The 20,482-nt window shown below is 70.9% G+C and carries 25 protein-coding genes; 13 read left to right on the top strand and 12 right to left on the bottom strand.

All coding sequences use genetic code 11. The annotated features are described in order from the left end of the window. The first annotated feature begins 2 nt into the window (after positions 1–2). On the top strand, positions 3–929 hold the full coding sequence (locus OG199_RS15745; protein WP_401799580.1) for an SDR family oxidoreductase: 927 nt from the start codon (positions 3–5) through the stop codon (positions 927–929). Between the two features lie 181 nt (positions 930–1,110). Continuing rightward, a complete protein-coding gene (locus tag OG199_RS15740) occupies positions 1,111–1,443 on the top strand; it encodes a DUF952 domain-containing protein (RefSeq protein WP_405829961.1) in 333 nt (110 codons plus the stop codon). 81 nt (positions 1,444–1,524) lie between these two features. On the opposite strand, the gene OG199_RS15735 is transcribed toward OG199_RS15740, so the two are convergent. The 4 genes from OG199_RS15735 to OG199_RS15720 form a co-directional block, all read right to left on the bottom strand. Further along, on the bottom strand, positions 1,525–2,310 hold the full coding sequence (locus tag OG199_RS15735) for a VOC family protein (RefSeq protein ID WP_405829959.1): 786 nt from the start codon (positions 2,308–2,310) through the stop codon (positions 1,525–1,527). Between the two features lie 72 nt (positions 2,311–2,382). Further along, on the bottom strand, positions 2,383–3,240 hold the full coding sequence (locus OG199_RS15730) for a hypothetical protein (RefSeq protein ID WP_401799588.1): 858 nt from the start codon (positions 3,238–3,240) through the stop codon (positions 2,383–2,385). Between the two features lie 124 nt (positions 3,241–3,364). After that, entirely contained in the window at positions 3,365–3,781 is a 417-nt protein-coding gene (locus OG199_RS15725; RefSeq protein WP_356799703.1) for a VOC family protein, read from the bottom strand. A 49-nt stretch (positions 3,782–3,830) separates the two neighbouring features. Then, entirely contained in the window at positions 3,831–4,214 is a 384-nt protein-coding gene (locus OG199_RS15720; RefSeq protein ID WP_405834558.1) for a helix-turn-helix transcriptional regulator, read from the bottom strand. 175 nt (positions 4,215–4,389) lie between these two features. On the opposite strand from OG199_RS15720, the gene OG199_RS15715 reads away from it, so the two are divergent. From OG199_RS15715 to OG199_RS15700, 4 genes are all read left to right on the top strand, one after another. After that, positions 4,390–5,022, top strand: a complete 633-nt coding sequence (locus OG199_RS15715; RefSeq protein WP_356799705.1) for a hypothetical protein — start codon at positions 4,390–4,392, stop codon at positions 5,020–5,022. A 101-nt stretch (positions 5,023–5,123) separates the two neighbouring features. Next, on the top strand, positions 5,124–5,363 hold the full coding sequence (locus tag OG199_RS15710) for a ferredoxin (RefSeq protein ID WP_356799707.1): 240 nt from the start codon (positions 5,124–5,126) through the stop codon (positions 5,361–5,363). Further along, entirely contained in the window at positions 5,353–6,747 is a 1,395-nt protein-coding gene (locus OG199_RS15705; RefSeq protein WP_356799708.1) for an FAD-dependent oxidoreductase, read from the top strand. Before OG199_RS15710 ends, OG199_RS15705 begins: the two co-directional genes overlap by 11 nt. A gap of 23 nt (positions 6,748–6,770) precedes the next feature. Further along, a complete protein-coding gene (locus tag OG199_RS15700; RefSeq protein WP_401799595.1) occupies positions 6,771–8,003 on the top strand; it encodes a cytochrome P450 in 1,233 nt (410 codons plus the stop codon). 184 nt (positions 8,004–8,187) lie between these two features. On the opposite strand, the gene sodN is transcribed toward OG199_RS15700, so the two are convergent. Continuing rightward, positions 8,188–8,583 carry a superoxide dismutase, Ni gene (sodN, locus tag OG199_RS15695; RefSeq protein WP_023546844.1) on the bottom strand — a complete coding sequence of 132 codons (396 nt, stop codon included), beginning with the start codon at positions 8,581–8,583 and terminating at the stop codon, positions 8,188–8,190. A gap of 144 nt (positions 8,584–8,727) precedes the next feature. Between sodN and sodX the strand changes: the two genes are divergently transcribed. Then, entirely contained in the window at positions 8,728–9,162 is a 435-nt protein-coding gene (sodX, locus tag OG199_RS15690; RefSeq protein WP_266701310.1) for a nickel-type superoxide dismutase maturation protease, read from the top strand. On the opposite strand, the gene OG199_RS15685 is transcribed toward sodX, so the two are convergent. After that, complete coding sequence (locus OG199_RS15685) at positions 9,066–9,695, bottom strand: CGNR zinc finger domain-containing protein (protein ID WP_405829955.1); 630 nt, start codon at positions 9,693–9,695, stop codon at positions 9,066–9,068. The two genes, sodX and OG199_RS15685, sit on opposite strands and share 97 nt — an antisense overlap. Positions 9,696–9,805: 110 nt before the next feature. Between OG199_RS15685 and OG199_RS15680 the strand changes: the two genes are divergently transcribed. Both OG199_RS15680 and OG199_RS15675 read left to right on the top strand, forming a co-directional pair. Then, on the top strand, positions 9,806–10,609 hold the full coding sequence (locus tag OG199_RS15680) for a class I SAM-dependent methyltransferase (protein WP_401799600.1): 804 nt from the start codon (positions 9,806–9,808) through the stop codon (positions 10,607–10,609). A 115-nt stretch (positions 10,610–10,724) separates the two neighbouring features. Continuing rightward, positions 10,725–10,931, top strand: coding sequence for a hypothetical protein (locus OG199_RS15675; protein WP_405829953.1), 207 nt, complete (start codon positions 10,725–10,727; stop codon positions 10,929–10,931). Positions 10,932–10,993: 62 nt separating this feature from the next. Here the strand turns inward: OG199_RS15675 and OG199_RS15670 are convergent, their stop codons facing one another. Genes OG199_RS15670 through OG199_RS15660 form a run of 3 tightly spaced genes read right to left on the bottom strand, consistent with a single transcriptional unit; the run spans position 10,994 to position 13,708 of the window. Next, positions 10,994–11,755 carry an amino acid ABC transporter ATP-binding protein gene (locus OG199_RS15670; protein WP_329290342.1) on the bottom strand — a complete coding sequence of 254 codons (762 nt, stop codon included), beginning with the start codon at positions 11,753–11,755 and terminating at the stop codon, positions 10,994–10,996. Then, positions 11,752–12,717, bottom strand: a complete 966-nt coding sequence (locus OG199_RS15665) for an amino acid ABC transporter permease (protein WP_168530186.1) — start codon at positions 12,715–12,717, stop codon at positions 11,752–11,754. The genes OG199_RS15670 and OG199_RS15665 overlap by 4 nt, the downstream gene beginning before the upstream one ends. A gap of 28 nt (positions 12,718–12,745) precedes the next feature. Further along, on the bottom strand, positions 12,746–13,708 hold the full coding sequence (locus OG199_RS15660) for an ABC transporter substrate-binding protein (protein ID WP_356799407.1): 963 nt from the start codon (positions 13,706–13,708) through the stop codon (positions 12,746–12,748). A gap of 541 nt (positions 13,709–14,249) precedes the next feature. Between OG199_RS15660 and OG199_RS15655 the strand changes: the two genes are divergently transcribed. The 4 genes from OG199_RS15655 to OG199_RS15640 all read left to right on the top strand — a co-directional run bounded on the left by OG199_RS15655 (position 14,250) and on the right by OG199_RS15640 (position 17,665). Next, positions 14,250–15,497 (top strand): NADP-dependent malic enzyme, encoded by a 1,248-nt coding sequence (locus tag OG199_RS15655; protein ID WP_356799405.1) that lies wholly within the window; start codon positions 14,250–14,252, stop codon positions 15,495–15,497. Positions 15,498–15,788: 291 nt separating this feature from the next. Next, the gene (locus tag OG199_RS15650) at positions 15,789–16,754 is read left to right on the top strand and encodes a zinc-binding dehydrogenase (protein ID WP_356799403.1); all 966 of its coding nucleotides are present in this window, start codon (positions 15,789–15,791) and stop codon (positions 16,752–16,754) included. Between the two features lie 135 nt (positions 16,755–16,889). Beyond that, positions 16,890–17,099, top strand: a complete 210-nt coding sequence (locus OG199_RS15645; RefSeq protein WP_148010429.1) for a helix-turn-helix domain-containing protein — start codon at positions 16,890–16,892, stop codon at positions 17,097–17,099. Then, positions 17,099–17,665: a Clp protease N-terminal domain-containing protein gene (locus OG199_RS15640; RefSeq protein WP_356799401.1), complete on the top strand. Its 567-nt coding sequence runs from the start codon at positions 17,099–17,101 to the stop codon at positions 17,663–17,665. The genes OG199_RS15645 and OG199_RS15640 overlap by 1 nt, the downstream gene beginning before the upstream one ends. Before the next feature lie 86 nt (positions 17,666–17,751). Here OG199_RS15640 and OG199_RS15635 read toward each other — a convergent pair whose 3' ends face one another. The 3 genes from OG199_RS15635 to OG199_RS15625 all read right to left on the bottom strand — a co-directional run bounded on the left by OG199_RS15635 (position 17,752) and on the right by OG199_RS15625 (position 20,464). Further along, a complete protein-coding gene (locus OG199_RS15635) occupies positions 17,752–18,840 on the bottom strand; it encodes a helix-turn-helix transcriptional regulator (protein WP_401799614.1) in 1,089 nt (362 codons plus the stop codon). A 1-nt stretch (position 18,841) separates the two neighbouring features. After that, positions 18,842–19,750, bottom strand: a complete 909-nt coding sequence (locus tag OG199_RS15630; protein WP_401799615.1) for a DUF4097 family beta strand repeat-containing protein — start codon at positions 19,748–19,750, stop codon at positions 18,842–18,844. A 525-nt stretch (positions 19,751–20,275) separates the two neighbouring features. Next, positions 20,276–20,464 carry a DUF6104 family protein gene (locus tag OG199_RS15625; protein ID WP_356799395.1) on the bottom strand — a complete coding sequence of 63 codons (189 nt, stop codon included), beginning with the start codon at positions 20,462–20,464 and terminating at the stop codon, positions 20,276–20,278. Positions 20,465–20,482: the final 18 nt, after the last annotated feature.

Raw genomic sequence — 20,482 nt, 5'->3', positions numbered from 1 at the left:
CCATGCGCATCTTCGTGACCGGCGCGTCCGGCTGGATCGGTTCCGCCGTCGTTCCCGAACTGACCGAGGCGGGGCACCAGGTCGTCGGACTCGCCCGCTCACAGGCCTCCGCCGACGCGCTCACCGCGGCCGGGGTGGAGGCGGTCCGCGGCACCGTCGACGATCTCGACGTGCTCCGGGACACGGCCGCCGCGTCGGACGGGGTGATCCACCTGGCCTTCAAGCACGACATCGCCTTCGCCGGCGGTTTCCAGGACGCCGCCGAGGCCGATCGCCGTGCCGTCGACGCCCTCGGCGACGCGCTCGCGGGCACCGACCGCCCCTTCGTCCTCGCCTCCGGCGTGGTGGGCCTCGCCCCCGGGCGGCCGGCCACCGAGCGGGACATGCCCCCGATCGACGGCTCGCCGATCTCGATCCGGATGGCCACCGCCCAGGCGGTGCTCGCACTGGCCTCGCGCGGGGTGCGCTCGTCCGTGGTGCGGCTCTCTCCGACCTGCCACGGCGACGGGGACAACGGTTTCATGGCGGCCCTGGTCGCCATCGCCCGCGCCAAGGGCGTCTCCGGCTACCTCGGCGACGGCGCCAACCGCTGGCCGGCCGTCCACCGTCTGGACGCGGCACGGCTGTTCCGCCTGGCCCTCGAGAAGGCCCCCGCCGGGTCGGTGCTGCACGGCGTCGCGGAGGAGGGCGTCGAGCTCCGTGACGTCGCCGGCGTGATCGGCCGTCACCTCGACGTGCCGGTGACCGCCGTGGCGCCCGAGGACGCGGCCGGGCACTTCGCCTGGCTGGGGTCTTTCCTCGGCCTCGACTCCCCGGCGTCGAACACCCTCACCCGCGAACTGGTGGGCTGGGAGCCGACCCACCCCGGTCTCCTGGAAGACCTCGACAAGGGCCACTACTTCACCGCCACCACCGACACCCACGCCTGACCGGTCGTGGAGGCGCGCCCGCGCGGTACGTGTCCAGTGCCGTGCGGGGAGCGCGTCCGCGGGGCCGACGCGCCCTGGGCGAGCAGCCCGCGCCCCCCGGCGAGCAGCGGAACGGAAGCCGAAGGGAGGGGGCGTGGGAGGGGAAGCCGAGGCCGTACACCCGACGCCGTAGCGTTGGGGCATGCCCGAACCCCTGTTGCACATCACCGAGCGCTCGCTGTGGGACGCGGCCCGCGCGTCCGGCGCGTACGAGATGTCCACCCGTGGCCGCACCCTCGGGGAGGAGGGGTTCATCCACTGCTCGACGCGGGCCCAGCTCCCGCGGATCGCTTCCTTCCTGTACGGGGCCTACGAGGGTCCCGACGACCTGGTGGTCCTGGTCGTCGACGCCGAACGGCTGGAGGTGCCCGTGCGGTACGAGGCCGTGAAGCCCGGCGGCGAGGAGTTCCCGCACGTCTACGGGCCGATCCCGGTCTCGGCGGTGGTGGACGTGGAGGTGTGGGAGCCGACCTAGGCGTATCGCTCCCAGCGGTCGGGCGTCCGCCTGAGCCGGGGGTTCGCCCGGGCCGGGAGGCCGCCCAGACCGGGAGGCCGCCTAGACCGGGAGGCCGCCGGTGCCCGGGTCGCGGCCCGTCAGGCAGTACGTACCGCCGGCCGGGTCGCGCATCACGGCCCAGTGCGTGCCGCGGCCGACGAGGGTGGCGCCCAGGCCCTCGTGGTGGGCGCGGACGGCCTCGATGTCCGAGCAGGCGAGGTCGAGATGGGCCGAGGTGGGGCGTTCGGTGCCGAGGCGTTGCAGCAGGACGCGGACGGGCAGGGCGGCGGGCGGCCTGATCACATGGAACTCCGGGAGCGAGCCGGGGTGGGACTCCCATCCGGTCAGGCCGCTCCAGAAGGCGACCTCCGCCTCGTACCGGGAGGAGGCCACGTCGACGCACACCTGGTCGAGGCGGCTGGTGACGCCGGCGGGTCCCTCGGCGGCCGGCGGCCGTACCGACTCCCCCTGCCACGGGACCGCGCAGAACAGCAGGCCGCCGGGGGAGCGCAGTACGGCCCAGCCCCCCTCGTCGGCGCTCCCGTGGTCGGACACGGTCTCGGCTCCGAGCCGCAAGGCCGACTCCACCAGCGCCGCCACGTCCCCGACGGCGAGGTCGAGGTGCGCGCCGCCCGCGCCCTCCTCGACGCCCTGGGCCTTCAGACAGGCGTCCGCCCCGTCGGGCAGCAGGGTCACGAACTCGTCCTGACCGCCGCGCGGTGCGGACGGGGCGGTCCGCGTGACGGAGGTCCAGAAGGCGCGGGCCGGCCCGAAGTCCATCCTGGGCCGGTCGATGAAGGCGTACGCCCACCGGATCGGTTCGGTCCCGCGGATAGGTTCGGACATGGTGCGGCTCCCCTGGGCGGACGGCTCGGAACTGTTCGGACAGGTCGGACGGGTCGGAACCGTTCGGACCGTTCAGCCCCGACCCGCGGTGTCCCGTACCGTCTCCTGCCCGATCAGACCGCGCAACGAGGTTTTCATCCGTGCGACGAAGGCGTCCCGTGCGGCGGGGGAGAGGACGTCCAGCGACAGATACGGGTTGAGGTCCTCCAGCTCGACGAGGAGCAGCTCGCCGTCCGGTGCCCGGCAGGCGTCGACGCGCTGGATGCCGTACGCGATGTCGTTCCAGTCGACGAACCGCTGCGCGAACTCCCGGTCCCGCCCGGTCGCTTCGTAGGGTTCCAGTTCCCACCGCCGGTCCGGGCGGGGTGCGTACAGGGCGTACTGGAAGGTGCGGTCGACGAAGTAGAAGGACACCTCGTAGCGGAAGTCGATACGCGGCTGGACGAGACGGTCGTCGTACGACAGTTCGGCGAGCCGGTCGCGCGACACGAACTCCAGGCCTATCGAGTCCGCGCCCAGCTTCGGCTTCACCACGTACGTGTCGACATCCGGCAGCCGGTGCAGGTCCCGGGCGCGGTCGATGGTGGGGATGACCGGGAACCCCGCCGCGGTGAGGTCGAGCAGGTACTGCTTGCCGGCCATGTCCCCCTTGCCGGAGAGCTGGTTGTACACGCGGACGCCGTCCGCGAGCGCCCGCCGCCGGAAGGCGTCGTACTCCGCCTGGTGGTGCAGCACCGGCCCGCTGTTGCGGACGACCACGGCGTCGAAGCCGGTCATCAGCGCGGCCGCGTCCAGGGGATGGCACACGGCCACGTCGAAGTCCTCGCGCAGTCGGGAGGTGAGGAACACGTCCTCGTCGCCGTACCGCCGACCCTTGGCCGGATAGGCCAGGTCGCTGACGTAGAGGACGCGGGAGCGCGCGGACGGCATGGGTGTCTCCGGTGGTGAGCGGTGCGGCGGGACCGACGCAACGGTAACCGCAGTCGGATTCCCGGGAGACGGGCACCCGAGGGACGGGCACCCGGGCCCGTTTCCCGGGGAACGGGCACCGTGGTCAGGCCGCCGGGCGCTCCTTGAAGCGGAGGAGGTTGCCCGCCGGGTCACGGAACGCGCAGTCGCGGGCGCCCCACGGCTGGTCCGTCGGCTCCTGGAGGACTTCGGCGCCGGACACGCGGACCCGTTCGTAGAGGGCGTCGCAGTCGGTCGTGGAGAAGATGACCCCGCGCAGGATCCCCTTGGCGAGCAGTTCGACCATGGCCCGCTTGTCGGCGGGGGAGGCATCCGGGCTCGCGTCCGGGGGCTCCAGGACGATCTCCACGTCCGGCTGGAGCGGCGGGCTGAGGGTCACCCAGCGCATCCCCTCGAACCCGACGTCGTTGCGCACCTCCAGGCCCAGGACGTCCCGGTAGAAGGCGAGCGCCTTGTCGTGGTCGTCCACGGCGATGAAGCACTGGGAAAGTTTCAGGTCCATGGCCCCAAGGCTAGGCCGGGTCCGGGCCGTTCCGCCGGGCGGACGGGGCCTACAGGCGCGTCCCCGGTTCCCCTTCGTCCGGTCTCCGGTGGCGGGAGGGGCGGGTGAGGCGACGGGTCACGCAGGGCGGGATGGGGGCGCCGTGGTCGTGCGAGCGGGCACGGTAGGCGCTGGGGGTCTCACCGACCAGCTCCGTGAAGCGGGAGCTGAAGGAGCCGAGCGAGGTGCAGCCCACGGCGAGGCAGACCTCCGTGACCGTCAGGTCGCCGCGCCGCAACAGGGCCTTGGCGCGCTCGATCCGGCGGGTCATCAGATAGCCGTACGGCGTCTCCCCGTACGCCGCGCGGAAGCTGCGCTGGAAGTGCCCGGGCGACATCAGCGCCGTACGGGCGAGCGCGGCGATGTCCAGCGGCTCCGCGTACTCACGGTCCATCCGGTCGCGTGTCCGGCGCAGCCGGACCAGGTCCTCCACGGTCACCCCTCCAGGATGGCACGGGCCACCGACAGCGGGGAGGGGCGTCACCCCCGCGGGTGCCCCCGGTGGCGTGCGGGCACATGTGCCCGCTTGCTTGGACCGAGAGGGGAACCGGGACGGAGGGCGGGCGACGATGGAGCCGAACGACGAGCGGCTGCGGACACCGCGGGCCGCCGGCGTGGCCGGGGCGGTGTTCGCGGTGCTGCTGGCGGTGGCGATCGTGCTGGTGCGGATCTCCGTGCCCGCCGGGAGCCCGCCCGGCGCGAAGATCGATCCGGACAAGCGGTGGGCGGTGCAGACCGCGCTGGAGATCCTTCCTTTCGCGGGCATCTTCTTCCTGTGGTTCATGGGCGCCGTGCGCGCACAGGTCGGCGACGCCGAGGACAGGTTCGTCGCCACCGTCTTCCTGGGCAGTGGATTGGTGTTCGTCGCCACGATGTTCGGGGCTGGCGCCGCGGCGGGCACCGTCCTGGACGAGGTCCGGTCCTCCGACTTCGGGCGCTACTTCGCCTACACGATGATGACGACGTACGCGCTCCGGATGGCGGCCGTGTTCGTCTTCACGACCTCGACCATCGGACACCGCCTCGGCGTCCTGCCACGGCCCCTCGCCCTCCTCGGATACGTCGTGGGCCTGGTGCTGCTCGCCGCCGGGTCCTCCCTGCCCTGGTCCGAACTGGTCTTCCCGGCCTGGGCGCTGATCGTCAGCCTCCACATCCTCCGCGTCGGCCTGCGCGAACCGCGCCGGTCCCGGAGCCCGTGGTGACCCCGTCGTCCCGTCGGACGCTCCGGCGAGCGGGTCCACGTCCTCTCCCGCATGCTGAAGGGCGAGGGGGCGGGACGGGGCCACGGAAAGGCTGTTCCTCGGTGAGACTTGTCGTCGACCTCAACCGCTGCCAGGGGTACGCGCAGTGCGCGTTCCTCGCTCCCGACGTGTTCGCCATGCACGGCGACGAGGCCCTGCTCTACAACCCGGAAGCCGACGAGAAGCAGCGCGACGACGTGGCGCGTGCCGTCGCGGCCTGCCCCGTCCAGGCCATTCTCGTGGACGCCGACGACCGGGACGAGAACCCCGCGACCGCCCGGGAGGTCACCCGTGAGCAGTGACGGATCCCTCGACCGGCTCAAGCGCGAAGGACGTGTCGTCGTCGTGGGCGCCTCGCTCGCGGGCCTCCGGGCCGCGGAGACCCTGCGCGAAAAGGGGTTCACCGGCTCCCTGACGATGGTCGGGGACGAGCCGTACGAGCCCTACGACCGGCCCCCGCTGTCCAAGCAGGTCCTGCTGGGCCGGGCGACGCCGGACCGCACCTCCCTGCCCCGGCGCCGCGCGATCGACGCGCAGTGGCGGCTCGGGGTGCCGGCCACCGGTCTCGACATGGCGGCCCGGCGGGTACGGCTGGCCGACGGTGACGAGGTGGAGTACGACCGGCTGCTGATCGCCACCGGCGTCCGGGCCAGGCCCTGGCCGAGGGAGAGCGAGGCGGAGCTCGACGGTGTCTTCGTCCTGCGCACCCGCGACGACGCGACCGGGCTGGAGCGCGCGCTCGCGCAGAACCCCCGCCGTGTGCTCGTCATCGGTGCCGGGTTCACCGGCTCGGAGATCGCCTCCGCCTGCCGGGAACGCGGGATCGCGGTCACCGTGGCCGAACGGGCCGCGGCGCCCCTGGTCGGGGCGCTCGGCGGGGTCGTCGGCCAGGTCGCGGCCGAACTGCAGCACGAGCACGGAGTCGACCTGCGCTGCGGCATCATGGTGACCGGCCTGGAGGGCGATGCCGCGAACCGGGTCCGCGCCGCCCATCTCTCCGACGGGAACACCGTCGAGGCCGATGTGGTGGTCGTGTGCCTCGGCGCCATGCGCAACACCGAATGGCTCGCGGGATCCGGACTGGGCGCGGGCCCCCGCGGCATCGCCTGTGACGCCGGCTGCCGGGCCTTCGACATCCGTGGCATCGTCACCGACGACGTCTACGTGGCCGGCGACGTGGCGCGGTCCCCGCATCCGCTGTTCGGCTACCAGTTCCTGTCCCTCGAGCACTGGGGCAACGCCGTCGCGCAGGCCGAGACCGCGGCGCACAACATGATGAGCGACAGCGTGGACCGCCGCCCCCACATCTGGGTGCCGGCCTTCTGGTCCTCGCAGTTCGGCGTGAACATCAAGTCCGTGGGGGTGCCGTCGATGGGGACGGAGATCCTCATCGCGCAAGGCGCCCTCAACGAGCGCAGATTCACCGGCGTGTACGGGTACCAGGGGCGCGTCATCGGCGCCGTCACCTTCGACCAGACGAAGTGGCTGCAGTTCTACCAGCAGCTGATCGAGACCACAGCTCCCTTCCCGCCGTCCTTCCCGACCGTGGACCGCCGCCCCGGGGGACAGCGCCCGGTGGACGCGGACTTCCCCGACCCGTCAGTACCCACGAGCGGCCCGACCGTCACCCTCACCGGATATTCGCCGGCCGACCGGCGGATGACGTTCACCCCCGCCGGGCACTGATCCGACGCTCACGAGGACGCACCATGACGCAAGCCATCCTGCGGCAGATCATCGACTACTCGCACCGCGCGAACCCGTATCCGCTCTACGAGGAACTCCGCGAGACCCCGGTGTACCACGACGCGGACGGGCCCTATGTCGTCAGCAAGTACTACGACATCCAGAGCCTGCTGCACGACCCGCGGATCAGCTCCGACGCGCGCAACCTGAAGGCGACGGCGGGCGATCCGCTGGGCGACACGGAGGAGGAGTCGGCGCTGCCACCGGCGTTCCTGCGGCTCGACCCTCCGGAGCACGACCGGCTGCGGCGCATGACGAACCGTCCCTTCGGACCCCCGCACTCCCCGCGGCGCGTCCACGAGATGCACGGCGAACTGGAGGACATCGTCTCCGGGCTCATCGACGGCATCGGCGACCCGGAGCGGATCGACCTGGTCGACCAGTTCTCGTACCCCTTCCCGGTGACCGTGATCTGCCGGCTCCTCGGCGTGCCGCGCGAGGACGAAGCCCGCTTCCACACCTGGGCGGACATCCTCGCCGCCAGCCTGGACCCCGTCCCGGGCGCCGACGCCGGCGAGCGCGCCAAGGTCGCGAACAACGCCCGCACCGAGCTGGGCATGTATCTGGCCGGGCTGATCGAGGAGCGCCGCAAGAAGCCGGGCGAGGACATGCTGTCGCAACTGGCCACCGCGCACGGGCCGGACGGCGCCATGACGACGATGGAGGTCATGAGCACCGCGGCGCTGCTGCTGATCGCCGGTCACGAGACCACGGTCAACCTCATCACCAACGGCATGCTGACCCTGCTGCGCAACCCCGGCGTCCTGCAACGGCTGCGCGCGGACCCGAAGCTGGCCGTCCCCGTCGTCGAGGAACTGCTCCGTTTCGAGCCGCCGGTGCAGCTGTTGCCGCAGCGCAGCACCCTCGCCGACATCGAGGTGCGCGGCGTGACCATCCCCAAGGGCTCGTCGCTGTGGCTGGTGCTGGCGGCGGGCAACCGTGACCCCGACCGCTTCGAGAACCCGGACCGGTTCGACCCGGACCGCGGGGACATCCAGCACCTGGGCTTCGGCAGCGGCATCCACAGCTGTTTCGGCGCTCCGCTGGCCCGGCTTGAGGCGCAGCTCGCGCTCGGCGAACTGGCCCGGAGGCTGGAGAACCCCCGTCTGGTGGAGGACCCGCCCCCCTACCGGCAGAACGCGGTCCTGCGCGGCCCCCGGCACCTGTCGATCGCCTGCGACGGCATCCGCCCGTAGGGCGACGCCGCCGGCCCACCCGGGCCCGTGTCCGACGATTCCCGTCGGGCGACGCCCGCGGTCCGGACAGGACCTGACCCGCACGTCCGAAGGGGCCCGGCCGGAACTCCGGCCGGGCCCCTTCGGAACGCCCGTCGACCTGCGAGGGTGCACCGCTCGCCGGTCATGGCGAACGTGGCCCGGGTCAGGCCTTCTTGGTCTCCCAGAAGATCTTGTCGATCTGGGCGATGTAGTCCAGCGCCTTCTGGCCCGTCGCCGGGTCGGTGGACGCCTTGGCGGCCGAGAGGGCCTTCAGGGCGTCGTTGACCAGCTGGTGCAGCTCGGGGTACTTCTCGAAGTGCGGGGGCTTGAAGTAGTCGCTCCACAGCACCGAGACGTGGTGCTTGGCGAGTTCGGCGCGCTGCTCCTTGATGACGGTGGCGCGGGCCTGGAAGTGCGGGTCGTCGTTGCCGGCCATCTTTTCCTGGACGGCCTTCACCGACTCCGCCTCGATGCGGGCCTGGGCAGGGTCGTACACGCCGCAGGGCAGGTCACAGTGCGCGCTGACCTTCACCTTGGGGGCAAACAGGCGGGAGAGCATGGAACTGTCCTTCCTCGTGATCGTCTTCTCAGGTGGGACATTACTCCGTGGGAGACGTCTTTTCGCGAGTGCCCCCGAGGGCTTAGGACAAAAGTCCGGGGTGAGACTGGGACTGGTGGAGGATGGACCGGGGAGGTGCCGGTGATGCCGGAGTTGTCGCAGGAGAGCGAACGTGGACGGGCCGTGCTGCCGTTCGGGGCGGCCGAGGTGCGGGGACCCTCGATGGTTCCCACGCTCCAGCACGGGGATCGGCTCGTCGTGCAGTACGGGGCCCGGGTCAGGCCCGGTGACGTGGTCGTCCTGCGTCATCCGTTCCAGCAGGACCTGCTCGTGGTGAAGCGGGTGGCCCAGCGGCGCGAGGCCGGGTGGTGGGTGCTGGGCGACAACGCCTTCGCCGGCGGGGACAGTACCGACTACGGCGCCGTGCCCGAGGAGCTCGTCCTCGGCAAGGTGCGGTTCCGGTACCGGCCCCTCAAGGACGGTCAGCGGTCGCCGTTCGCGCTGGTCCGCTGGGCGCTGTCGGCCGCCAGGCCCGTACTCTCCGACCGGTCGGCCTCCAGGCGCTTGCGGGCCCGGTAGGCGGCCACGTTGGCGCGGGTCGCGCAGCGGTCCGAGCAGTAGCGCCGGGAGCGGTTCGTCGACGTGTCCAGGTAGGCGTTGCGGCACGGCGAGGCCTCGCACAGGCCGAGCCGGTCCACGCCGTACGAGGTGAGGTGGAAGGCGAGCCCCATGGCGGCGATCGCCGCGTAGCCCGCCGTCACGTTCGACGGGTGGTCCGCGAGGTGCATGTGCCACAGCGGGCGGCCGTCGTCGTCCCGGAAGTCGTGCCCGGAGATCTGCGGGCTGACGGGGAATTCCAGGAGCAGCGAGTTCAGCAGGTCGACCGCGAGGGTCTCGTCGCCGCCGTCCGCCGCCTCGAAGACCGCGCGCAGCCGGGCGCGGACCGAGCGGAAACGCGTCACGTCGGCGTCCGTGGCGCGGCGCGCCGCCGAGGCGTTGCCCGCGAAGAGGTCGCGGACGGCCTCGACCGAGGTGAGCGCGTCCTTGCCCCGGGTCGGCTCCTCGCTGTTGACGAGACGGACCGCGTAGTCCGAGTAATAGGCCAGTTCCACTTGTAGTCCTTACGGAGGCGCTCTATCGTCATGCGTGCGGTCAGGTAACGGCTGATTGCGCTTCCAGGGTATTACGCGGGTGAGTGAAGACGAGTGAAGAAGGGGCTTCCATGACCGTCAGCACCGGAACCGACCACACCGGAACCGACCACACCGGGACGCACGGCACCGGAACCGACTGGCAGGCCTGGCAGGAGAGCTGGGACCGGCAGCAGGAGTGGTACATGCCGGACCGTGAGGAGCGCTTCCGGGTGATGCTCGACATGGTCGAGGCCCTGGTCGGCCCCGCGCCGCGCGTCCTCGACCTCGCCTGCGGCACCGGCACCGTCACCGCCCGGCTCCTCGCCCGGCTCCCGGAGGCCACCAGCACCGGCGTCGACCTCGACCCCGCGCTGCTCACCATCGCCGAGGGCACCTTCGCGGGCGACGACCGGGTCTCCTTCGTCACGGCCGACCTCAAGGACCCGCACTGGACGAAGCGGCTGCCGTACGGGTCCTACGACGCCGTGCTGACGGCCACGGCCCTGCACTGGCTGCACAGCGACCCCCTCGCGGCCCTCTACGGCCGGATCGCGGGGATCGTCCGCGCCGGCGGGGTCTTCATGAACGCCGACCACATGATCGACGAGTCCACGCCCCTGATCAACGCGGCCGAGCGCGCGCAGCGGCACGCCCGGATGGACCGGGCCAAGGAGGGCGGCGTCCTCGACTGGGCCGCGTGGTGGGAACTCGCCGCCCAGGACCCGGTCCTCGCCGCCCCGACCGCCCGCCGCTTCGAGATCTACGGCGAGCACGCCGACGGCGACACCCCCTCCGCCGACTGGCACGCCCGCGTGCTGCGCGAGAAGGGCTTCGCGGAGGCACGGACGGTGTGGCGCTCGCCTTCGGACGCGTTGGTGCTGGCGGTCAGGTGATCGGTGGGGTGCTGCGGTGGGGGCGGCAGGGGAACCCCTGCCGCCTTATCCGCGTCCCGGGCGGCCTTCCGTCGCCGCGGGGGAGTGCCAGCGCAATGGGGAAGAAGCACGCGAAGTGCACGTCCTGATCAGGGTCCTCACGACGGGCGAGAGGATCGTGTCCAAGAAGTCCTATCCCTGTCCCACCGGCAAGGTGATCAACAAGCACTACGCCGGCAAGGACTTCCACGGGAAGGGGCAGTTCACGACCTTCGTGCAGTTGCAGGGACTCAGCACCGAGGGCCACCTCACGCCGCGCAGCCCCTGGCTGAACCTGAAGTGATCCGGAACGCCGGATGCCGCCCACCCCTTCCCGGGGTGGGCGGCATCCGGCTGTCGGAGTTCTCAGAGCACCTTGGACAGGAACGACTTGGTGCGCTCGTGCTGCGGGTCCGTCAGGACGTCGCGCGGGTTGCCGGACTCGACCACGACACCGCCGTCCATGAAGACCAGGCTGTCGCCGACCTCGCGGGCGAAGCCCATCTCGTGGGTGACGACGACCATCGTCATACCGGACTCGGCGAGGTCGCGCATGACGTCGAGGACGTCACCGACCAGCTCCGGGTCGAGCGCCGAGGTCGGCTCGTCGAAGAGCATCAGCTTCGGGTCCATCGCCAGTGCGCGGGCGATCGCCACGCGCTGCTGCTGGCCGCCGGAGAGCTGCGAGGGGTAGTTGCGCGCCTTGTCGGACAGGCCGACACGTTCGAGCAGCTCCATCGCGCGGTTCTGGGCGTCCGACTTCTTCGTGCCCTTCACCTGGATCGGCGCTTCCATGACGTTCTCGACGGCCGTCATGTGCGGGAACAGGTTGAAGCGCTGGAAGACCATGCCGATGTCCCGGCGCTTCAGGGCGACCTCGCTGTCCTTGAGCTCGTAGAGCTTGTCGCCCTTCTGGCGGTAGCCGACCAGGTCGCCGTCGACGTACAGCCGGCCTGCGTTGATCTTCTCCAGGTGGTTGATGCACCTGAGGAAGGTCGACTTGCCGGAGCCGGACGGGCCGATGAGGCAGAACACCTCGCCGGTGTTCACCTCCAGGTCGATGCCCTTGAGCACCTCCACCGGGCCGAAGGACTTGTGAACGCCCTCGGACTTCACCATCGCGGTCATGCGGTGCCCCTCTCACGGCCGAGCCCGAGCATGTTCGCCTTGATCTTCTGGAAGACGGTCGGCGGCAGGCTGCGGCTCGAACCCCGTGCGTAGTAGCGCTCCAGGTAGTACTGGAAGACGCTGAACACGCTGGTCATGGCCAGGTACCAGATGGAGGCGACGAACAGCATCTCCATCACGGCGTACGACGTGGAGCCGATCGCCGAGGTGGAACGCAGCAGCTCGTTGTACGTGACCGCGTACACCAGCGACGAGGTCTTCAGCATGTTGATGAACTCGTTGCCGGTCGGCGGCACGATCACGCGCATCGCCTGCGGGATCACGATCCGGAACAACGTCTTGGTGTGGCTCATGCCCAGGGCCTGCGCGGCCTCCGTCTGACCCTCGTCGACGGCCAGCAGGCCGGCGCGGCAGATCTCGGCCATGTACGCGGCCTCGTTCAGACCGAGACCCAGCAGGGCGCACATGAACGGAGTCATGACGTCCGTCATCTCGTTCTTGTAGATCGGGCCGAGATTCAGAACGGGGAAGATCAGCGCGAGGTTGAACCAGAGCAGCAGCTGGACGTAGACCGGGGTGCCGCGGAAGAACCAGATGTACAGCCAGGCGACCGTGCTGGTCACCGGGTTCTTCGAGAGCCGCATCACCGCGAGGACGATGCCCAGCACCACACCCACGATCATGGCGAGCACGCTGATCAGAAGCGTGCGGCCGGCGCCCTGGACGACGCTGGACACGAACAGCTGGTCGCCGACCGTGTGCCACTGGATGTTGCCCTGCGAGAACGCGACGCCGAGCGCCAGCAGCAGCGCGACGACGATGACGCCGCTGATCCACCGGCCGTAGTGCCGGACGGGGATCGCCTTGATGGTCTCCGGGTCCGGCCCGGCGGCCGCGCTCCTGGCCACCGTGTCGCCGGGGGGCGCGGCGTCCGCGGGGGACTTGTCGAATTTGTCAGTCACGTGACTGCCCTTCAGTGGTGCGCTCGGCTTACTTGCCGCCGTTGATCGCGGACTGCTCGATCGCGCCGGACTGGGCGCCCCACTTCTCCAGGACCTTCTGGTACGACCCGTCCTTGATGATCGCGTCGACGGCTTCCTTCAGCGCGTCACGGAGCTGGGTGTTCTTCTTGTTCAGGATGATGCCGAACGGGCCGGCGTCGTACTGCTTGTTGATGACCTCGAAGGCCTTGCCGCCGTCGGCCTTGTTGGCCAGGTCGACCGCCACCGGGTAGTCGTTGATGCCGGCCACCGCGCCGCCGGACTTCACCCGGGTCTGGGCCTCGGTGTCGTTCTGGAAGGCCTCGATGTTGATGGCCTTCTTGCCGGCGTCCGTGCACTTCTTGGACTGGTCCTTCAGGGCCGTCTCGTACGTCGTGCCCTGCTGCACGGCGGCCGTCTTGCCGCAGAGGTCCTCGATGCCCTTGATGCCCTCGGGGTTGCCCTTCTTCACGTAGATGGCCGTACCGGCCGTGAAGTAGTCGACGAAGTCGACGCCCTCGCCGAGCTTCTTGCCCTTGTCGTCCAGGCCCTCCTGGCGCTGCTTGTTGTCCGTGATGGACGACATGCCGACGTCGTAGCGGCCGGAGTTGACGGCGGTGATCAGGCCGTCGAAGGAGCCCGAGGTGAACTCGAACTTCACACCGAGCTGCTTGGCCAGCGCGTCGGCCAGGTCCGGGTCGACGCCGACGATCTTGCCGCCCTCGGTCGACTCCATGGGGGCGTACTCGGCGTTCGTGCCGACCTTGATGACGCCCGCGTCCTGGATCTTCTTCGGCAGCTTGGAGAAGAGGGGAGCGCTGTTGGACTTGGCCGATTCGGTGGAGCTGCCGCCGCCACCGTTCGTCTGGTCACCGCAGCCGGTGAGAACCAGGGCCCCGGCGACCGCGATCGCACCGACCGCTGCTATCCGGGACTGCGCGGCCGTCGTACGACGGGTGGTGCTTGCGGTCATGGTGGGTGCCTCCGGCGGATGAGGGAGTTGCCGATGGGTCGACGAGAACACACACCTTTGGGTGTCGCGACCTCGTGTGATGACGGCATCTTGCCATTCGGATTGCGCCCTTCAGAGGACTCGCTATGTCAAAATCGGATAACGGGTGACCCCCGGACCAACACTGGGTGCCCGGGTCGGGCCGGATCCTGTGCGGGAATCCTCCCTTTCGGCCGGAAGATCTTCGGCGCACCTCCGGATGCGGACCGCCACGACTCCGCGCTTGCGACGACATGACGTCAAATCCTGGACTTGTCCACATATTCGGGTATGAGTCATGTCACCGGCGTGTGAGCTTCGCGTTATGGGCTCGTCCTCGGCACAGTCCGTCCGGTAAGAAGGTTCTTTACACCCCTCATCCGGGGCTCAGGGCGCGTGTGCGGCGCGCCCGTCGCGTATCCGCCCGTACGCAACCACGGCGGCAGGGCATACGCGGTGCCCGCCCACCCCTCAACCAGGAGTGGTCACCCTCAATCAATGAAGACTTAAGGGGTAAAACAAAGTGGCAGCGGAGATCGTCAATCCTCGCAGCGACAGCAGTACGGGTCCCGAAGGCGACGTGGAGCCGGTGAATTCCGACGGCTCCGTGGACTCGCTGGCCTTCGACCCGGCGTTCGCGCTGCACCGTGGCGGGAAGATGGCCGTGCAGGCCACCGTGCCCGTGCGGAACAAGGACGACCTGTCCCTGGCGTACACGCCCGGCGTCGCGAAGGTGTGCAGCGCCATCGCCGAGCAGCCCGAACTGGTCCACGACTACACGTGGAAGTCGTCCGTGGTCGCGGTGGTGACGGACGGCACGGCCGTGCTCGGCCTCGGCGACATCGGTCCGGAGGCCTCGCTCCCCGTGATGGAGGGCAAGGCGATCCTGTTCAAGCAGTTCGGCGGGGTGGACGCCGTGCCGATCGCGCTGGACTGCACGGGCGTCGACGAGATCGTCGAGACCGTGGCCCGTCTCGCGCCGTCCTTCGGCGGCATCAACCTGGAGGACATCTCGGCGCCGCGGTGCTTCGAGATCGAGCGGAAGCTCCAGGAGCGGCTGGACATTCCCGTCTTCCACGACGACCAGCACGGGACGGCCGTGGTGACGCTGGCGGCCCTGCGGAACGCCGCGAAGCTGACCGGGCGCTCGCTCGGCGAGCTGCGTGCGGTGATCTCCGGCGCGGGTGCGGCCGGGATCGCCATCGCCAAGTTCCTGCTGGAGGCCGGCATCGGCGACGTGGCGGTCGCGGACCGCAAGGGCGTCGTGTCGTCCGACCGGGACGACCTCACGGACGTCAAGCGGGAGCTCGCCGGGATCAGCAACAAGGCGGGGCTCTCCGGGTCGCTGGAAGCGGCGCTGGCGGGTGCGGACGTCTTCATCGGCGTCTCCGGCGGCACGGTTCCGGAGCCGGCGGTGGCTTCCATGGCCGAGGGCGCGTTCGTGTTCGCGATGGCCAACCCGAATCCGGAGGTGCATCCGGAGATCGCCCACAAGTACGCGGCGGTGGTCGCCACCGGGCGGTCCGACTTCCCGAACCAGATCAACAACGTGCTGGCGTTCCCCGGGATCTTCGCCGGGGCGCTGCAGGTGCGGGCGTCCCGGATCACGGAGGGAATGAAGATCGCGGCAGCCGACGCGCTGGCCGCGGTCGTCGGGGACGACCTCGCCGCCGACTACGTCATCCCCTCGCCGTTCGACGAACGGGTGGCGCCCGCGGTGACCGCGGCGGTGGCCGCGGCCGCCCGGGCCGAAGGGGTCGCGCGCCGGTGAGGTGAGCGGTTCGGCACCGTTTCGCTCGTGAGTGGTTCGCGAGCCGCGTGAGCGTGGTTCGAGGACGGCTGCACACGTTTCGGTGCCGTTCGAGAGCGGATTCGTGGCCTCGCCGGGGTTGTCCCCCGGCGGGGCCACTTCCTTTGCCCGGGCATTGGGCCGTACGGATGGTTCGCGGAGGGTTCCCGGGGCGAGCCGGTACCGGTGTGAGGTGGGCCGCGGAACGGGCGGGACGCGTGTCACAGCCGGACGTGGTTCCGCGGCGCGGGGGCGGAGCCTATCGTCAAGGTCATGTTCGCTGCCTACGCCGCTCGCATTGACCGTGACCAGCCGCTCAACGGCCTGGAGTTGGGGGAGCGTCCGGCCCCCGAGCAGAGGCCCGGCTGGACGACAGTGAACGTCAGGGCCGCGTCCCTGAACCACCACGACCTCTGGTCCCTCCGGGGAGTGGGTCTCGCCGAGGACAAGCTGCCGATGATCCTCGGTTGCGACGCGGCCGGCGTCGACGAGGACGGCAACGAGGTCGTCCTTCACTCCGTCATCGGGCAGACGGGGCACGGAGTCGGCCCCGAGGAGCCCCGGTCGATCCTCACCGAGCGCTACCAGGGAACCTTCGCCGAGCAGGTCGCGGTTCCGGCGTGGAACGTCCTCCCGAAGCCCAAGGAGCTCTCGTTCGAGGAGGCGGCCTGCCTGCCGACGGCGTGGCTGACGGCGTACCGCATGCTCTTCACCAACGCCGGGGTGCGGCCGGGCGACTCGGTCCTCGTGCAGGGGGCCGGCGGGGGTGTCGCGACCGCCGCCATCGTGCTCGGCAAGGCCGCCGGGCTGAGGGTCTTCGCGACGAGCCGTGACGAGGCCAAGCGCAAGCGGGCCGTCGAACTCGGGGCCGTGGAGGCGCTGGAGTCCGGCGCGCGGCTGCCGCAGCGGGTGGACGCGGTCATCGAGACGGTGGGCGCGGCCACGTGGTCGCACAGCATCAAGTCCCTGCGGCCCGGCGGCACGCTGGTGATCTCGGGCGCGACGAGCGGGGACCGTCCCGCGCACGCCGAGCTGACCCGGATCTTCTTCCTGGAACTCAAGGTCGTCGGCTCCACGATGGGCACCAAGGACGAGCTGGAGGATCTGCTGTCCTTCTGCGCCGCCACCGGGGTGCGGCCCGTCATCGACGAGGTGCTGCCGCTCGATCGGGCCCGGGAGGGGTTCGAGCGGATCGCGGCGGGCGACCAGTTCGGGAAGATCGTCCTCACGGTGGGCTGAGGTCCGCCCGGCCGGGTGGGCCGGGGTGCAGGAACGTGGTGGCCGCGGCGGGCCCGGGAGTCTCCGGGTCCGCCGTTCCGCACAGGGGTGTCAACTTTGATTGACGGACGCCTCCTGTCAATGTAGGTTGACGCCATGACCGAAGCAACGGATCTCGCCGAGCGTGCGGGTGACCGCGATCCGCGGATCGGGCTGCGGGCGGTCTCCGCGCTGCGGAGGCTGCTGGAGCAGCTGGAAGCGGTACAGGTGCGCAGTGCGCGCCATCAGGGCTGGTCGTGGCAGGAGATCGCCGCGGAACTCGGAGTGAGCAGGCAGGCCGTCCACAAGAAGTACGGGAGGCAGTGATGTTCGAGCGTTTCACAAAGGATGCCCGGGCCGTGGTCGAGGGCGCGGTCGGGTACTCCGAGCGGGCGGGGGCCGAGGCGGTGGACGAGGAGCACATGCTCCTCGCCCTGCTGGACCGGGAGGGCAGCCGCGGCTCGTTCGCCCTCGCTTCGCTCGGCGCGGCCGAACGCCGTGGCTCGGTGGAACGGGCGCTTGCCGAGACGCGCCGACGGGGTGGGCTCTCCCGCGCCGAGACGGAGGCGCTGTCCGGACTCGGCATCGACGTCTCGGAGATCGTCTCCCGGGTGGAGGAGGCCCACGGGGTCGGGGCGTTGGAGGCGGGGAAGCGGGGCGGAGCCGGCCGGCGGTCCGGGCGCCGCCCGTTCACCCAGGGGGCCAAGGAGACGCTGACGCAGTCGCTTCGCCTGGCGCTCGCCCGTCAGGACCGGCACATCGGCGACGAGCATCTGCTGATGGCCCTGACCGTCCGGCCCGGTGTGCTCGCGGAGGTGCTCGCCGATCACGGGGTCACGTACGAGACGGTGACGCGTGTGCTCTACGGCGGCGGGGAGGCCAAGGCGGGGTGAGGCGGCCGCGGGGGACCTCCGTGGTCCCCCGGCCGGAACTCGGGGATCCCGTCCCGTCCGGGAGGTCCCCCGGGCGCCACCGGCGGTCAGCTCTTCGGTGTCCGCAACGCGGCCGCGATGTGTGCCGCCGCCGTCGACAGGTGACGGCGGGTCGCGAGGAGCTGGTCCTCCGTCACCCCGTGGTCCCGGGCCGCGTCGCGGATGTCGTCGCGGAACCGGTCGAGGAGGCGGTCGAGGTCGCGGGCGGGGTCGCCGGTGGAGCTCTCGTGGGCCCAGGAGGGTTCGTAGCCGGCCGGGAAGTCGTCCGGGGTGGCCGAGTAGTCGGGTTCCGGAGTGCGCGCCGAGCCGGATTCCGCCGTGCTCGGGCGGCCGGTGTCCTTTCCGAAGGACTTGCCGAAGTCGCCCCCGAAGGTCTTGCCGAAGTCACCGAACTCCTTGGCGAGTTCGGTGAGGCCCTCGCGGACTCCCGTAGGCCAGTCCCCGCGCGCGAAGTGGTCCTGGACCTGTTCCTGGACCCGCTTGGCCATGCGCTGCATCTCTTCCTGGGCCTGCGCGCGGACCCTCTCCTGTGTCTCCTTGGCCTGGCGGCGGGCCCGCTGGGCCTCGTCGCGGGCCCGCCGGCTCTCGTCCTTCGCGCGCCGGGCCTGCTCCTTCCACTCCTGCTTGACGCGCCGCATCTCCTCCTTCGCGACCCGCCACGACTCCTTGTCGCGGTGGTCCCCGAAGTCCCCGAAGCCGCCCGCGGGACCTTCGTGCTCCGTGGCGTCGCCGGCGTGTCCGTTGCCGCGCCGGGCCTCCGTGGCCGCCGCGCGCATCTCGCGGCGCAGATCGCCCGCGGCGCCCCGCACGTCGGCGCGGATCTCCGCGGCGAGCTCGGCGACCGACTCGCGGATCTCCAGTTCCAGATCGGCCAGTTCGCCGCTGCGGTCGGCCAGTTCGGCGCGGCCCGCGTCGGTGATCGCGTACACCTTGCGGCCGCCCTCGGTGGTGTGGGTGACCAGTCCCTCGGCCTCCAGCTTGGAGAGCCGCGGATAGACGGTGCCCGCCGAGGGCGCGTACAGGCCCTGGAAGCGCTCCTCCAGGAGGCGGATCACCTCGTATCCGTGCCGCGGGGCCTCGTCCAGCAGCTTCAGCAGGTAGAGGCGCAGACGGCCGTGGGCGAAGACGGGAGGCATCTCAGAGCACCTTCTTGTCGGTCGGGCCGTCCGTGGAGTCGTCGGGCGAGCTGTCCTTCGCGTGCGCGGACGGTGACAGGTCCGGCTCGCGCGGTTCGTCCTCCGCCGGTGGCCTGCGGAGCAGGGCGATGGAGCCGGAGGCGGTCACCGCCCTCAGCTTGCCGTTGCCCGCGCCCAGCCTGCCGGTGATCTTCTTGGCGCCCCACTGGCCGGTCACCCGGAGGTCCTCGAAGGCGCTGGAGACGGTGCCGCTCGCGGTGTTGGCCTCCACCTCGGCGTCCGCGGGGTGCGGGAGGCGGATGGCGATCTCGCCCGAGACGTTCGTCAGGCGCACGTCGGTGGGGGTGCCCGTGGGGTCGAGGTCCACGATCATCGAACCGCTCACCGAGTCGGCACGCACGGAGGAGCCCGACGCCTCGACCACGGTCAGGTCGCCGGAGACGGAGTTGAAGCGGAGGTCGCCGGTGACGGCCTGGGCCTCCAGGCTGCCGGAGACGGTGTCCACCCGGACGGGGCCGGAGAGGCGTACGAGTGTCGTGTCGCCCGTGACGCCCTTGACCTCCACCCGGCCCTCCACACCGGAGACCACGGCGGCGGCGCCGACCACGCCGACCTCGACCTGCGTGCCGGCCGGGACGGCGAGGGAGACCACCGCGCTGCGACGCCAGCCCTTGCTGTCGAGCCACTTGAGGAAGCCCTTCCAGGGCAGGTCCTCGTACGCCACGGTGAGGGTGCCGTCCCGCTGGGTGACCTGAAGCGGGGGGCCCTCCAGCTGGGAGACCTGGAGCCTCGCGGAACCCTCGTCGGTGCCCACGACGTTCACTGTTCCGTTGACGACGCGCACGTGCAGCGCCGTCACGGGGTCGTCGAAGGTGAGCTTCCCCGGCTCTGCGACGGACCACTCGGACATGGTGCAGACCTCCAGACGACCGGTCCCGGACGGGCTCGGACACGGAATCGACGCGCCATATCGCGTCTTCCGTCATTCACGATATATCGCGGATACGGAAAGTCAAGACACCCGTTTCGGTGAGATGCGGGAGACGCGGCAGACGCGGAGCCACGGCGGGACAGGGGGAGACAGGGGGAGTGGCAAGGGGGGCGCGTGGCGTGGTGAAGCGCCGCGGGGCGGCACCGCGGGAATGCGGGCGCGGGGACACGGGGACGCGGGGGCGGGCCCTGGCCGCACGCCGCCGAGTCCGTCACCAGGTGTCGGCCGGATGGGCCACGACCGGGTGGGCCACGGCCGGGTGCCCACGGCCCTCGCCGTGGGCTTCGCCTGTTGAGGGCTGGGCGCACGCGCCGTCGCGGGACCGCGGCCGGACTCCCGTTACGGGGGCGCCGACGACGCGCTCGGGATCACGTACGACCCGCGGCGCGCCCTCGAGCGCAGGGCGGGAAGGAGGCCGTCACGCACGGCCGGACGCGACGGGACCTACTCGTCGTCCTCCTCGTCCTCGTCGTCAAGCCGTGCCAGCCATGTCGCCAGCCGCTCCACCGGTACCTCGAAGTCCGGGTTGAGGTCGACGAACGTGCGCAGCTGCTCGGCGAGCCACTCGAAGGTGACCTCCTCCTCGCCGCGCCGCTTCTCCAGTTCCTCGATGCCACGGTCGGTGAAGTACATGGGCGGTGCTCCGGTCGG

This window comes from Streptomyces sp. NBC_01176 (assembly GCF_045039825.1).
GTDB lineage: Bacteria > Actinomycetota > Actinomycetes > Streptomycetales > Streptomycetaceae > Streptomyces.
Note: the sequence above shows the minus strand (reverse complement) of the source record. Positions and strands in the feature narration are given on the sequence as shown.